Genomic DNA, 14,340 nt, shown 5'->3' on the forward strand with positions numbered 1-14,340 from the left:
TGTGTTTTGCAACAGATAAGGCATCGCAACTTAACAGCGGGCTAACAGCTAAAATGCAACGTTTTTTACCACTATTGCCGCAGTAATATGATTTCGAGTCGATTGTTGCGCCGCGCAAACGGGTCTTGGGTGGCCAGTTCGCGATCCGCATGGCCAGTGACCCGCGCCAGCCTGTCTGGTGGCATACCATGGGTTTCGAGCAAACGCCGCATTTGATCGGCCCGCGTTGCAGAAAGCTGCCAGACCTGGCGATGCGCCAAGGCCAAAGCTTCGGAGGCCACGTGACCTTCGACAGCCACATCGTTGCCCACCAGTTTTGTGACCTCTGCAATCATGCGCGCCAGATCCTGCAGAATGGGAAAGGGCGCATCTGACTCTGGCGCAAAGAGCGGTCTGTCTGAGGTGTCAAAGATTTCGATGATCAAGCCTTCGTCGGTTTGTCGCGTGGCAACATGCTTAAAGGCGTTCTCAAGCGCAAAACTTTCGCCACCATTTCCCAACAACAGGTTTTCAAGCTCTTGCAGGCTTGTCGCCTCCTTGGTGCCATCATCTTTGACAGAGCCGCCCGGCTGGTTATTGGAAAAGGTTTTGGCTGGGTCCTTGGCCCCCATTATTTTCGGGACGCCGCCCGAGCCGTTGCGCGCCAATATGGTCGAAGAAAACACGGAGTCGCCGCCAAAGGACCCGTCTCCGCCCCCCGAAATACGGTTGATCGGAATGGTCGGATTGAAGTAGTCCGCAATCCCTTTACGTTGTTTTTCTGTTGTCGCATTCAGCAGCCACATCAACATAAAAAAAGCCATCATCGCGGTGACAAAGTCGGCATAAGCCACTTTCCACGCGCCCCCGTGGTGTCCTTCACCAGCGACAACTTTTTTACGTTTGATGATGACTGGCGCGACATTTGTCTGCGCGGTCATTTCACCACCTCTTATTACTCACCCAGAAGCAGGGATAGGCCACAGACCTTTCGGCTGACTTAACAGATCAAATTTTGCGCAAACTTAGCAGCCTGTCAGAGATCTTGGCTGCACCGGACAAAATCATCTTTGGCGCGGGCCCAGACCGGTGCATTCAGATCCATTAGGGTCATTAAGGTTGGCAATAGCTGTTCCGCATAATCCTCGGAGCTCTCTAGTGGCAACATGGATGGCAGATTGTCGATGGCCATCACATCCAGAACAGGATCTTGCACGGCGCGAAACGCCGGGGCTGCCCAGGTTGTGGCGCGTTCATACAGTGGAACAGGGTTGTAATCGCTATCCGGGTCACAAGCCACATCGCCAATCGCCGAGAGCCTGCGTGGCTTGGCAGCCTCTTGGGCAGAGACAAAAACCGGAGTTCCTGGGCGTGCAAAAATGCAATTCATAAACAGAGCATGGTGCAGAATTTCGGGAAATGGCCCACCGGATTGCGTTTCAGCCATGTCCCATTTCGTGACGGAGCAACCCAAAGCTTGCAAAAGATCTGCCGCCCCAGAGCCGACACGCCCCAGCGCCCCAATCACCAATGCGTCAGGATGTGCGACCTCTAGCGCGTTCAATTCGGCACGCAATTCAGTCAGCAGACTGTCTTTGTTTGGATAGGCAGACACCGGCCCGCAGATGGAATTATTTTGCTGCGCCATCCAGCATTTCAAAGTAAGCGCCGCCCCGGCATAACCTGCCCAATACCCAAATGCCGCGACGCGTCGCCCGGCGTCATCCACCAGATACTCCAGATCGTACAAGCAACCGCCCCCCGCTTTGAAACGCTGCAATAGGATGCGGCCGGAATGCTGCCCCTTAAAGGCATGTCCAAACATGATATGGCGGTGGCGTAAGGGAGTGCCGTCATCGGGCAATTCTTTCAGGCCAAATATAATCGCATCATCGGGGGCGTCAGGCCAGCTGTTCTCTGGCGCAATTTCACATCCAGCGGCGCGGTAACCCTCTATTGGTATAATACGGCTCGCACTTTCCTCGACGGTGACACGCAGGCCTTTGCGGATCAAGGCACCGGCGCCCTGCGGGGTTAGTCCAACCCGGTCTTCATTCTTGCGCTGCTCAGCGCGTATCCACAGATGTGCCATGATGATGTCCTTTTTTCCTAGTTCATAGCTAGCCGAGGCGATCGCAAAGATGCAAATAGGTTTCAGGGGCTTTGCCCCTCTCGTCGAAACCTGGTTTCGACGTTCACCCCGGGTATTTGGATCAAGCACAAGCGCTGGGTTTGTTCTTGACATAAATCCCCCCGCCGGAGGCTCTTGGCTTCTGCATAAAGCCGCATTTCTACTCTGGCCGCGGGGACAGCCGCATGGCAAAAGAAATGGGAACAAAATGCGGAGCGCGATATGACCGGCACACCCGAAGCAACATTTGGCAAGGGCCACCATTTGCATTTAATCGATGGCTCGGCATTTATTTTTCGTGCCTATCATGCACTGCCTCCGCTGACACGCAAATCTGATGGCTTGCCGATTGGGGCTGTGGCAGGGTTTTGCAATATGTTGCACCGTTATGTCGAAGGCAACACAGGTCCGGATGCGCCGACCCATGTGGCGGTGATCTTTGATCATTCGGGTAAGACCTTTCGCAATGATCTGTATGATCTTTACAAGGCCAATCGTCCGCCTGCGCCAGAAGACCTGCGGCCGCAATTTCCACTGACCCGAGATGCCACGCGGGCCTTTAATATCGCGTGCAAAGAGATCGAAGGGTTTGAGGCCGATGACATCATCGCCACACTCGCCTGTCAGGCGCGTGATGCCGGTGGGCGGTGTACCATTATCAGTTCGGACAAAGACCTTATGCAGCTGGTGGGCGGCGGTGTCGAAATGCTGGACGCAATGAAAAACAAACGCATCGACAGCGACGGTGTGGTTGAGAAATTTGGCGTTGGCCCGGATCGTGTTGTCGATGTGCAGGCCTTGGCGGGCGACAGCGTTGATAATGTGCCCGGTGCGCCAGGGATCGGCATCAAAACCGCGGCGCTTCTGATCAACGAATATGGTGATTTGAATTCGCTGTTGGATCGAGCGGCGGAAATCAAGCAACCAAAGCGGCGTCAGACTTTAATAGATAATCGTGACCAGATCGAACTGTCGCGCAGGTTGGTGCAGCTTGATTGTGATATGGACTTGGGTTTCACCATCGAGGAGCTGGAAGTCAGAGATCCGGAACCAGAGGTTTTGGTGGATTTCCTCGCGGAAATGGAATTTCGCACGCTGACCAAACGCATCGCGGAACAAAAGGGCATAGAAGCGCCCGCCATTGCAGAGGCGCAGGCACCTGCCAGCCCGGCAGCCGAGGCTCCGCCAGATAAGCCCATTGATGTTGACGCCTATGAGCACATTGTAGATGCCGCGGCACTAGAGGCATGGGTTGCCAAGGCGCATGGGCGGGGGTGGATTGCGGTGGATACCGAAACCACCGGCCTGAATGAAATGCAGGTGGATCTGGTGGGAATTTCATTATGTGTTGAGGCGGGCGAGGCCTGTTATATTCCTCTGGCCCACAAGAAGGGCAACGCAGACGATTTGTTTGGCAGCGAGGAATTGGCTGAGGGGCAAATGGATCTGGATCAGGCATTGGCGATCTTAAAGCCGATGCTGGAAGACGAAGCCGTGATGAAGGTTTTTCAGAACGCCAAATATGATTGCAAGATTTTCAAACGCTATGGGGTCAGTGTCGCGCCGATTGATGACACCATGTTGATGTCCTATGCGCTAAATGCGGGCATTCATAACCATGGTATGGATGTGCTCAGCGAGAGCTATCTCAATCACAAGCCGATTTCGATCAAAACCCTGCTGGGCAGTGGGAAATCGGCGATCACCTTTGACAAGGTGCCGGTGGAGGATGCGGTGAAATATGCCGCCGAGGATGCGGATATCACCCTGCGTCTTTGGCAAAAATTCAAGCCACAACTGCATCAGAAACAGGTCACCACGGTTTATGAAACCTTAGAGCGCCCGTTGGTGCCAGTTCTGACCGAGATGGAAATGCACGGGGTGAAAGTGGACCGGGATGCCCTTAGCCGTATGTCCAATGCCTTTGCGCAGAAAATGGCGCAATATGAGGCGGAGTTGCATGAGATTGCGGGCAAGCCGTTTAACGTACAATCGCCCGCCCAAGTCGGGCAAATCATGTTCGAAGATCTGGAGTTGGAAGGCGGTAAGAAAACCAAATCCGGCCAATGGTCCACGCCTGCGGATGTGCTTGAAGATTTAGCGGCCAGCCATGATTTCCCGCGCCGTGTGCTGGATTACCGCCAGCTGCAAAAGTTGAAATCGACTTATACGGATGCCTTGCAAGATCACATTGATCCAGATTCTGGCCGTGTGCACACCTCGTATTTGCAAAGCGGGGCTAACACCGGGCGTATGGCGTCTAAAGATCCGAATTTGCAAAACATTCCAGTGCGCAGCGAGGAAGGCCGCCGCATTCGCGAGGCCTTTGTGGCGGCTCCGGGCAATAAGCTGATCAGTCTGGATTATAGCCAGATTGAATTGCGTATTCTGGCGCATATCGCTGATATCGAGGCCCTAAAGCAGGCGTTTCGTGATGGGCATGACATTCACGCCATGACCGCCTCTGAGATGTTTGAGGTGCCGTTGGAAGAGATGACGCCGGATATTCGTCGTCAGGCCAAAGCCATAAACTTTGGCGTGATCTATGGCATTTCAGCCTTTGGGCTGGCGCGTAATCTGCACATCTCACGTGGCGACGCACAGGCGTTTATTACCCGCTATTTTGAACGTTTCCCCGGCATTCGCACCTATATGGACGACACCAAGGCATTCGCCAAAGAGCATCTTTATGTGCAAACGCTGTTTGGGCGCAAAATCAACATGCCGCAAATCAATGCTAAGGGGCCGCATGCAGGCTTTGCTGCGCGCGCCGCGATCAACGCGCCCATTCAGGGCACCGCTGCTGACATCATTCGCCGCGCCATGGTGCGTATGCCAGAGGCCATTAAAGACCTGCCCGCTAAAATGCTGCTGCAGGTCCACGATGAATTGATCTTTGAGGTGGCCGAAGATGCGGTGGACGAGACCATCGAGGTGGCGCGCGACATCATGCAAGGGGCGGCAGACCCAGCGATCAAGTTGGATGTGCCCTTGATTGTGGATGCGGGCATTGGCGACAATTGGGCCGAGGCGCATTAATTAACCCCCACCATGATGCCAAAAGCGCTGGAATGCCCGAATTGCTGATGTCGATTAGGTGCCTGAACTGATCAGGTTCCTAATTTTCGCGGCCTTTTCAAAATGGTCCAATTTGTGGGTTTTGATCCACCATTCAGCCGCTTCCATAAGCAAATCGGGATCGTCATTTTTATTGGCAAAAAACGCATAGAAAGAGAGACCAACAGTCTCTCCTTTCTGGGCAATCTTCTTGTCACAAATTGCGATTGCCTTGGCTCTTAACGTGGCTCTCATATTGGGCCTGTATTTGATGCGGTCATGCGCGGATTACCTCTGATTGGATCATTCGGAACAGGTGATTGACACAAAGGCCAATCCCCTGACGCCTTAGCGCAGCTTGGAGAAGATCCCCAAAGAATTGCCAAAAGGATCAATGGCATATTGAAAGCGGCCAAAGGGCAGATCAATGATCGGTCCCACAATCTTGGCACCGGCGGCCTTGGCGCGGGCCACTGTGGCCTCTAGCGTATCAGGCGCATGCAAATGTACGCTAGGGCCTTCGCCATTTTGCGCAGGTTTCCCGGGGTAAATGTGACCGGCAACATCATCTTCACCCTGCTTTGGGAAGAACGATACCGGGTTAGGTCCCATCTCGTCTTGTTGCATTGGGGTGTCAAACACCGCGCCATAGAACGCCATGCCTTGATCCATATCGGTCACCGGAATTTCGCACCAGACAACGGTGTCTTTTACGGGAAATGTCATTAGAAAACTCCTTTTCATCTGAGGTTTCTTCTAGCAGGCCCCCCTGTCAGTTTTTGGCAGTATGCTGGGCGATGTGGCTGGAAAACGGCAGGGGGTGGGTCGGAATCAGGACAGACGTCTTGCGTGGCATTGGGCACAATAATTGGGCGGTGGTATAGCGCTCCGCTTGCAAAGGTATTCTCACATGACTGACATCCTGGCGGTGCACGGTGTTAACGTGCTGAAGGGCAATGCACTGGCCGTTGGTGCCATGGCGGCCTGGGCCATTTCGTTTCCTGCGGCAGAATTTCTGCTGCCAAATTGGGATGCATTGATGCTGACAACGTTGCGGTTTGCATTGGCGTTGGCGTTTATTGTGCCCCTATGGGCCATGGCCGAAGGCTGGCGCGCGGTTTGGCGCGCCCCTTGGGTGCGGGGTATTTTGGTCGGAGCACCAACATTTGGCTGTGCGGTCTATCTGCTTTTGGTCTCGCAAAGCCTGACAGATGCGGTGACTGCAGCGATTTTGGCGGTGACTATGCCCATTGCGGGGGCCGCCATAGAAGTTGTCACAGGCGCGCGAAAACTGCGTCTGACATTCGTGTTTGGCTTGGCGCTGTCGTTGATTGGCGGGCTTGTTGCGACCGGTTCTGTGCAGGTCAATTCACTGGGGCTTGGTGCTTTGGCAATGTTGGTCTCTGTTTTCCTATATGCGCTTGGCAGCTACTTTTCGGTGCGCAGCTTTCCCGAACTGTCGCCTTATGGGCGTTCCGCCTTGCCTTTGATGGGTGGGCTTGTTTTGGCCGGGACAGCGGTTGTTGCCTTGCAGTTGACCGGACACGAAATATTGCCACAACACAGGATCGATGGTGCTGAAATTGGCTTGATACTGATCTATACAATGGTGGGCCTTGGCCTGTCGCAAGTGCTTTGGGTGGCATCTGTGGGGCATTTGGGGGTGGCGGTCGCTTCGATCCATGTGAACGCGACCCCGTTTTACGTCATGTTGACTATGGTGATTTTGGGAGCCGCTTGGAATTGGCAACAGCCGCTGGGCGCAGCGATTGTGATCGCGGGCGTCGTGGTGGCGCAAAAACGCCGCCGCTCGATCACCCCTCCAGAAGTTCTTCCGAGGTGATAACAGGGAAGAACACGCCATCAGACCACAGGCCAAACCAGCTTTGGCCTTTGACGTCAAAATGACTGCCCAATTCGATCAACCGATAGAAACTTTTGCGATCAATCAACGCCTCTAGGTTGGCGCGGATCAGAATATAGGGCGACGGCTCTCCGGTTTCTGGGTCGCGCTGCACGCGAATGGGGTGGTCTGGGCCTGCGGTTGCAAAATCACCGACATGGGTTTCAAACTTTAAACATTGCGCCTCTCCCTGTCCTGACACCTCAAAATCGGTGGCCACAAAGGGGGCATCTTCGACGGTGATTCCCACCTTTTCGACGGGTGTGACCAAAAAATATGCGTCGCCGTCTTTGCGCAAAATTGACGAAAACAGCTTAACCAGCCCAAATCGGCCGATGGGTGTGCCCAAATAAAACCAAGTGCCGTCCCGGGCAATGCGCATGTCCAGATCGCCGCAAAACGGTGGATTCCACTTGTGAACCGGCGGCAAGCCCTTGCCTTGCACGGCCTGCGCCGAGGCCGCGATACCATCTGCCGAGGGGTTTACAACATTTTGTGACGTCATTGTTTTTGCCATTTCCGCTGCAAGCGATACACTTCGCCTAAGTATATATAGAAAGCAGGAGATTTGTCATGAGCGATCCCGACAAGCTTGTATCAGAAATCGAAACTTTGGGAGAAAAGTTGCAAGCCGCCAAGGCTGCGATTTCCGGGCGCTTTATTGGTCAGGACCGGGTGGTTGATCTGACACTGGCTGCTTTGTTGTGTGGTGGGCATGCTTTGCTGATCGGCTTGCCGGGTCTTGGTAAAACGCGTCTGGTTGAAACCTTGTCTACTGTGATGGGGCTGCAGGGCAATCGCGTGCAATTCACCCCGGATTTGATGCCCGCAGATATTCTTGGGTCCGAGATCCTTGAGAAAGCCAAAGGCGGATCGCGGGCCTTTCGCTTTGTGCCGGGGCCGATTTTTTGCCAGCTTTTGATGGCAGATGAAATCAACCGTGCCAGCCCGCGTACCCAATCGGCACTGTTGCAGGCGATGCAAGAACACAAAGTCACAGTGGCAGGTGAAGACCGTCCGCTTGATGCGCCGTTTCATGTGTTGGCCACACAGAACCCAATAGAGCAAGAGGGGACTTATCCCTTGCCAGAGGCCCAATTGGATCGGTTTCTGGTGCAGATCAATGTGCCCTATCCAGATCGCCAGACCGAACGCGATATTCTGATTTCAACCACCGGTGTGGAACAGTCAGATATTCCGCAGGTCTTTGCCAGTGAAGATTTGATTGCCGCTCAGGAATTGTTGCGCCGCATGCCGGTTGGCGAAAGCGTGATGGAGTTGATCCTTGATATTGTGCGGGCCTGTCGCCCGGACGATGAAACCGCCAGCACGCGCATACGTGATGTTGTGGCCTGGGGGCCGGGGCCACGGGCAGCACAGGCCTTTATGATGACGGTACGCGCCTGGGCTTTGCTTGATGGGCGTTTGTCCCCATCGGCTGCAGACGTGCTTGATTTGGCCAGTCCTGTCTTGCGGCACCGAATGGCATTGAACTTTGCCGCGCGCGCCCGCGGCGAAGACTTGGGGACACTGATCCAAGAAATTGTTGCCAGCAAAGGCCAATCCGAGGCCGCCGCGTGAGCGCAGAACCACATCTGCGGCGACGGGCCGAAGCGGCCGCTGCAAGATTGCCGCCTTTGTTGGCGCGCGCCCAACACCTGGCCAACACCGTGCTGTTAGGCGACCATGGTCGCCGTCGGGCGGGCATGGGCGATGATTTCTGGCAATATCGTCCAGTGCAACCCGGAGACAGTTACCGGATGATTGATTGGCGGCGCTCTGCCAAATCCGAGGCGCAGTTTGTGCGCCAAAAAGAGTGGCAAATTGTGCAATCTGTGACGCTTTGGGTCGATAACGCCGCCTCGATGTCCTATTCCAGCACCAGCCAAGTGCCACCAAAATCTGATCGCGCCCAAGTGTTGGCATTGGCAATCTCGATCCTGTTGATCCGTGCCGGTGAACGGGTTGGCATGGCCGGCACAAACCTGCCGCCAAGGCGTGGGGATCAACAGATCTGGCGCCTTTCCGAAGCGCTGCTGGCTGAAGGAGATGCAGATTTCGGCGTGCCCGAAGCACGGGCGATGATTCCCCATACGCGGGCATTGTTTGTGTCAGACTTCCTGGGGGATTTTTCGCAAACCGAACTGGCACTGGCCAAGGCCTCAGACCGTGGGGTGCGTGGAGTATTGCTGCAAATCCTGGATCCGGCTGAGCAAGATTTTCCGTTTCAGGGCCGCGCGATATTTGAGTCTATGCAGGCCAAAATTGATCATGAGACCCGCAAGGCAAGCGATCTGCGTGATCGCTATGTAGCGCGCTTGAACGAACGTAAACTTGCGTTGAAAAACCTCGCACGCGCAACAGGGTGGCAATATGAATGCCACCTGACCAATGCCCCTGTTCAACAGGCGCTCTTGTGGTTGTATAATGCTTTGGAACGGGGGCGTTGATGTTGGGATTACCGCTTGCATTTGCCACCCCTTGGTTGCTGTCAGCCCTGATTTTACTGCCGGTGCTATGGATCTTGCTGCGTGCCGTGCCACCTGCTCCGATCCGGCGACGTTTTCCCGGTGTGGTGCTGTTGCTCGGTCTGAAAGACGACGACTCAGTTATGGATCGCACCCCCTGGTGGTTGATGCTGTTGCGTATGCTAATGGTGGCTGCAGCGATCATTGGCATAGCTGGTCCGGTGCTAAACCCGCAATCATCGGCCAGTACAGAGCGTCCATTGCTGGTGGTTTTGGATGGCAGTTGGGCCTCTGCACCGCATTGGCCTGAGCAAAGTCGCACGTTGAGCGCTCTGCTTGACGAGGTGGGACGCGCCGGGCGTGAGGCGGCAATTGTCCAGTTAAGCGCCCCGAAACCTGCGCAATTCTTGCCCTCAAATATATGGTCAACACGGGTGGCAGACTTTGCCCCATTGCCATGGGCTGTGACCGAAAACCGCGTGGATCTTTTGCTTGCATCCCTGCCTGCGGATGTGACTTTTGACACTTTCTGGCTATCAGATGGGTTGGCATATGAAGGGCGCGCAAGATTGCTTGATGCGCTGGAAGCGCGCGGGTCTTTGAGAGTGTTTCAAGATCCGCTACCGGTATTGGCCTTGTCAGACGTAGCGCTGCAAGATGGTGTTTTAACGGTGAAAGCCCAAAGCACATTTGCACCTGCGCTGCCGGCGTCAGTTTCCATCATTGGTCAAGATCCAAACGGGGTTGAACGCGTGTTGGCGCGTGGCAGTTTGGTGTTTGAGGGCGGCACTCAGGCTGCGCAGACAGAATTCGCTTTGCCCGCCGAGCTGCGCGGCCGGATTTCACGGTTTCAAATTGATGATATCGCCTCTGCGGGGGCTGTCTATCTGACTGATAACAGCATTCGGCGGCGCGAAGTGGCGCTTGTGACAACACGCGAGGATCGCGAAGGGTTACAGTTGCTGTCGCCCATCCATTATTTACGTCAGGCCCTGGTGGAAACCGCCGAGGTGATCGAAGGCCCGATCCCAGATATTTTGCCTGCCAATCCTGATGTGATCGTGCTGGCAGATGTGGCGACTTTGGCTCCTGCCGAAGAGGTTGAATTGATCGCTTGGGCCGAAGCCGGTGGCCTCTTGTTGCGCTTTGCAGGACCCCAAATGGCTGCCAGCGATATGAGCCGCACAGAGGAACATGCCCTAATGCCAGTGCGCCTGCGGGCCGGGGGTCGCAGCGTTGGTGGCGCAATGAGCTGGGGTGAACCAAAGGCGGTCGCGGCATTTGATCCAAACGGACCGTTTTTCGGCCTGAAGATCCCTCCGGATTTACGTGTGACCGCGCAGGTCGTTGCACAGACCGACCCAAATCTTGCCGAACGCGTGGTTGCGGAATTGAGCGATGGCACCCCCTTGGTGACCCGCAAGCCCATCGGTCAGGGACAGGTTGTGCTTTTTCATGTGACTGCCAATGCGGAATGGTCCGGATTGCCGCTGTCCGGCTTGTTTGTTCAAATGCTGGATCGCCTGGCCGTTTTATCGGCTGCAAACACCGAGATGGCCTCGGTTATGGAGGGCACAACGTGGAAGCCGTTAAAGGTGATGGATGGTTTTGGGCGGCTCAGTGACGGGCAGACTCTGCCCGGCGTAGCAGGCACTGAGCTGTCGACCGGTGTGCTGGGCCCGGATCTGCGGCCCGGACTGTATCTGGACGGGGACCGCAGTTTTGCGCGCAATGTATTGCGCCTCGAGGAACAACTGCGCGGCTTTAACTGGCCAAACCGCATCGCCGTCGAGGGGCTAAGCCGGCCCAACACCCGAGACCTCGCGGGGGTGTTTTTGGCCGCAGCGCTAGTTTTGCTGTTGCTGGACACAGTGGCGTCGCTGATCTTGTCCGGCCGCATGCGCGGGTTCGGATTGATCAGCGTTTTTGCGGCGCTTTCCTTTTTGCCCCAGCCCAGCCCGGCCCAAACCGCCAACGCACAGCAGCTGACAGACGAAGTAGCGCTGGCCTATGTGGTCACTGGTGACCGGTCCTTGGATGAAACCTCGTTTGCCGGGCTCTATGGGCTGAGCACAACGCTGTTTCTGCGCACATCGGTAGAACCGTCTAATCCTGTTGCCGTGAATCTTGAGACCGACGAGTTGGCGTTTTTCCCGTTTTTGTACTGGCCAGTGACGCTCTCACAACCGCAGCCATCCAGCCTGGCCTATCAAAAGCTCAACCAATATTTGCGATCAGGCGGAATGATCTTGTTTGACACGCGTGACGCAGATGTGGCGCGGTTTGGCAGCACAAGCCCGACGGGTCGCAAATTGCAACAAATCGCCCGCCCGCTTGATATTCCTGCACTGGAACCGCTGCCGCAGGACCATGTTTTGACTCGCACATTTTATCTGCTGCAAGATTTCCCCGGTCGATACAACAGCCATGATGTCTGGGTCGAAGCGGCCCCCGCGGATGCAGAACAGGTTGAAGGCATGCCGTTTCGCAACCTGAATGATGGGGTGACGCCTGTGGTGATCGGCGGCAATGATTGGGCCGCTGCTTGGGCCATGTCGCGCAGTGGCGTTCCGCTTTATCCGGTTGGACGCGGTGTGACCGGCGAACGCCAAAGAGAACTCGCTTATCGGTTTGGCGTCAATCTGATCATGCATGTGCTGACCGGGAATTATAAGTCAGATCAGGTGCATGTGCCTGCTTTGTTGGACAGGTTGGGCCAATGACCGGAAATATTCTGTTTGACCCTCTGTTGCCGACCTGGCTGTTAACAGCTTTTGCCTTCTGCGCTGTGGCTTCGGTTGGTCTCGCGCTTTGGCGTGGCCTGAAGGGCTGGGCGCTGCGGGCGCTGACGTTTGCTTTGTTGTTGGCGGCGCTTTCCGGGCCGGTGTGGCATCAAGAAGATCGGGCCCCGCTTTCAGACATTGTGTTGTTGTTGCAGGACGCGACGGCAAGCCAACGGTTGGGGGACCGCGCCAGACGCACGGAAAACGCCGCCAGCCAGCTAGAGCAACGATTGCAAGCCCGCCGCAACACCGAAGTGCGTCGAATTCTGGTACCTGACGCAACCGATGACGGTGGCACCGCCTTGATGCAAGCGCTGACGGGTGCGCTGTCCAAAGAACCCATTGGGCGTATCGCGGGTATCATCGCCTTGTCAGACGGATTGGCGCATGATGTGGACCTCGCTCCCCAGCTGCCCGCCCCCTTGCATTTGCTGCACAGTGGGTTGGCCAGTGACTGGGACCGGCGGCTGATTGTTAAAAACGCCCCGGCATTTGCCATATTGGGGGAAACCATCACACTGACCCTGCGCATCGAAGACACCGGTGCGGCCCCGCGCCAGGCCGAAGCCCCGCTTGATATTTCAATCGATGGCGGCCCGTCGCAACGATTTAACATTCCACTAGGAATTGACATGGAGGTGCCGGTGACGCTGCCGCATGGCGGGCGCAATGTGTTGCAATTCTCGGTGCCAGCAGCGGGGTCAGAGCTGACAGATCGCAACAACACGGCCATAGTGCAGATCAACGGTGTGCGCGACCGCCTGCGGGTGCTGTTGGTCAGCGGAGAACCGCATCCGGGTGGCCGCACGTGGCGCAATTTGCTGAAATCTGACAGCTCGGTGGATCTGGTGCATTTCACGATTTTGCGCCCGCCAACCAAACAAGACGGGGTGCCCGTAGACGAGCTTTCGCTGATCGCTTTTCCAACCCGCGAATTGTTCTTGGATAAGATCGATGATTTTGATCTGATTATTTTTGATCGCTACAAGCGCCGGGGTATCCTGCCCTCGATCTATCTGGATAACGTGGTGGATTATGTCGCCAATGGCGGGGCTGTATTGGTGGCGGCAGGACCAGATTTTGCTAGTGCCGACAGCCTCTATCGCTCGCCCCTGTCTGAGATTCTGCCTGCCGGGCCAACTGCTCTGGTGATTGATCAGTCTTTTGTTCCTGAAATCAGCGAGGTTGGTGCGCGACACCCGGTGACGGCGGGGCTGCCAGGCATTGGCCAATGGGGCCAGTGGCTGCGTTTGGTGGATGTTGTGCCCGATACTGGGCACACGGTGATGACAGGCGCAGGTGAGCGACCGCTCTTGGTTCTTAGCCGTTATCAAGAGGGCCGGGTGGCGCTTTTGGCATCTGATCAAGCCTGGCTGTGGGCGCGGGGATATGACGGTGGCGGACCCCAGTTGGAATTGCTGCGTCGCCTGGCCCATTGGATGATGGGCGAACCGGACCTCGAAGAAGAAGCGCTTTGGGCCGAGGCCAACGGTCAAAAAATGCGCATCATTCGCCGCTCTTTGACCCCTGATGTGGGGCAGGTCACCATCGAGGCACCGGACGGTAGCAAAGCGGAATTGCCGCTGATTGAAACCAAGCCGGGCCAATTTGAAGCCCAATATGATGGCCCGGAAATGGGGCTTTACCGCCTGACAAACGGTGAACAGTCGGCGGTGATTGGTCTTGGACCAGCGTCCCCCAAGGAGTTTGCGCAGGTGATTGCCAGCGGAGATGTGCTGGACCCGATCATCAGGCCGTTGCGTGGCGGTGTCATGGCCATTTCGGATGGGTTGCCAAGCCTGCGTACTGTACGCTCTGGGCGGCCCGCTGCGGGGAATGGCTGGATTGGCCTGACGCCGCGCAATGCCTTTGAAACGCTGAACGTCTCGCAAACCCCGCTTTTACCGGCTTGGTTGGTCTTGTTGGCCCTTTTGGGATTAGCGATTGGTGCGTGGCTGCGCGAAGGGCGACACTAGGTCAGTTTGTGCTTGAATAATTTTTTGCGCACAGCAAAACGGG

Annotated in this window: 11 protein-coding genes; 6 read left to right on the forward strand and 5 right to left on the reverse strand. The window is 55.8% G+C overall.

Annotated elements, in window-relative coordinates; translation table 11 throughout:
- Window positions 1-71 precede the first annotated feature (71 nt).
- Window positions 72-920: a flagellar motor protein MotB gene (locus ABXG94_RS11140; protein ID WP_353534200.1), complete on the reverse strand. Its 849-nt coding sequence runs from the start codon at window positions 918-920 to the stop codon at window positions 72-74.
- Between the two features lie 95 nt (window positions 921-1,015).
- Complete coding sequence (locus tag ABXG94_RS11145) at window positions 1,016-2,071, reverse strand: saccharopine dehydrogenase (protein ID WP_353534201.1); 1,056 nt, start codon at window positions 2,069-2,071, stop codon at window positions 1,016-1,018.
- Window positions 2,072-2,332: 261 nt separating this feature from the next.
- On the opposite strand from ABXG94_RS11145, the gene polA reads away from it, so the two are divergent.
- A complete protein-coding gene (polA, locus tag ABXG94_RS11150) occupies window positions 2,333-5,149 on the forward strand; it encodes a DNA polymerase I (RefSeq protein ID WP_353534202.1) in 2,817 nt (938 codons plus the stop codon).
- A gap of 54 nt (window positions 5,150-5,203) precedes the next feature.
- Here polA and ABXG94_RS11155 read toward each other — a convergent pair whose 3' ends face one another.
- Window positions 5,204-5,422 (reverse strand): DUF6500 family protein, encoded by a 219-nt coding sequence (locus ABXG94_RS11155; RefSeq protein ID WP_353534204.1) that lies wholly within the window; start codon window positions 5,420-5,422, stop codon window positions 5,204-5,206.
- A gap of 93 nt (window positions 5,423-5,515) precedes the next feature.
- Complete coding sequence (locus tag ABXG94_RS11160) at window positions 5,516-5,893, reverse strand: VOC family protein (protein WP_353534205.1); 378 nt, start codon at window positions 5,891-5,893, stop codon at window positions 5,516-5,518.
- Window positions 5,894-6,077: 184 nt separating this feature from the next.
- On the opposite strand from ABXG94_RS11160, the gene ABXG94_RS11165 reads away from it, so the two are divergent.
- Complete coding sequence (locus tag ABXG94_RS11165; protein ID WP_353534206.1) at window positions 6,078-7,010, forward strand: DMT family transporter; 933 nt, start codon at window positions 6,078-6,080, stop codon at window positions 7,008-7,010.
- Here ABXG94_RS11165 and ABXG94_RS11170 read toward each other — a convergent pair.
- Window positions 6,982-7,575, reverse strand: coding sequence for a DUF1285 domain-containing protein (locus ABXG94_RS11170; protein ID WP_353534207.1), 594 nt, complete (start codon window positions 7,573-7,575; stop codon window positions 6,982-6,984). The two genes, ABXG94_RS11165 and ABXG94_RS11170, sit on opposite strands and share 29 nt — an antisense overlap.
- A gap of 68 nt (window positions 7,576-7,643) precedes the next feature.
- Between ABXG94_RS11170 and ABXG94_RS11175 the strand changes: the two genes are divergently transcribed.
- From ABXG94_RS11175 to ABXG94_RS11190, 4 genes are read left to right on the forward strand one after another with little or no spacing between them, the layout of a single operon-like run.
- A complete protein-coding gene (locus ABXG94_RS11175) occupies window positions 7,644-8,651 on the forward strand; it encodes an AAA family ATPase (protein WP_353534209.1) in 1,008 nt (335 codons plus the stop codon).
- The gene (locus ABXG94_RS11180) at window positions 8,648-9,520 is read left to right on the forward strand and encodes a DUF58 domain-containing protein (protein ID WP_353534210.1); all 873 of its coding nucleotides are present in this window, start codon (window positions 8,648-8,650) and stop codon (window positions 9,518-9,520) included. The genes ABXG94_RS11175 and ABXG94_RS11180 overlap by 4 nt, the downstream gene beginning before the upstream one ends.
- Window positions 9,520-12,261: a DUF4159 domain-containing protein gene (locus ABXG94_RS11185; protein WP_353534212.1), complete on the forward strand. Its 2,742-nt coding sequence runs from the start codon at window positions 9,520-9,522 to the stop codon at window positions 12,259-12,261. Before ABXG94_RS11180 ends, ABXG94_RS11185 begins: the two co-directional genes overlap by 1 nt.
- Complete coding sequence (locus ABXG94_RS11190) at window positions 12,258-14,297, forward strand: glutamine amidotransferase (RefSeq protein WP_353534214.1); 2,040 nt, start codon at window positions 12,258-12,260, stop codon at window positions 14,295-14,297. The genes ABXG94_RS11185 and ABXG94_RS11190 overlap by 4 nt, the downstream gene beginning before the upstream one ends.
- Window positions 14,298-14,340 lie beyond the last annotated feature (43 nt).

The organism is Cognatishimia sp. WU-CL00825 (assembly GCF_040364665.1).
Classification (GTDB): Bacteria; Pseudomonadota; Alphaproteobacteria; order Rhodobacterales; family Rhodobacteraceae; genus Cognatishimia.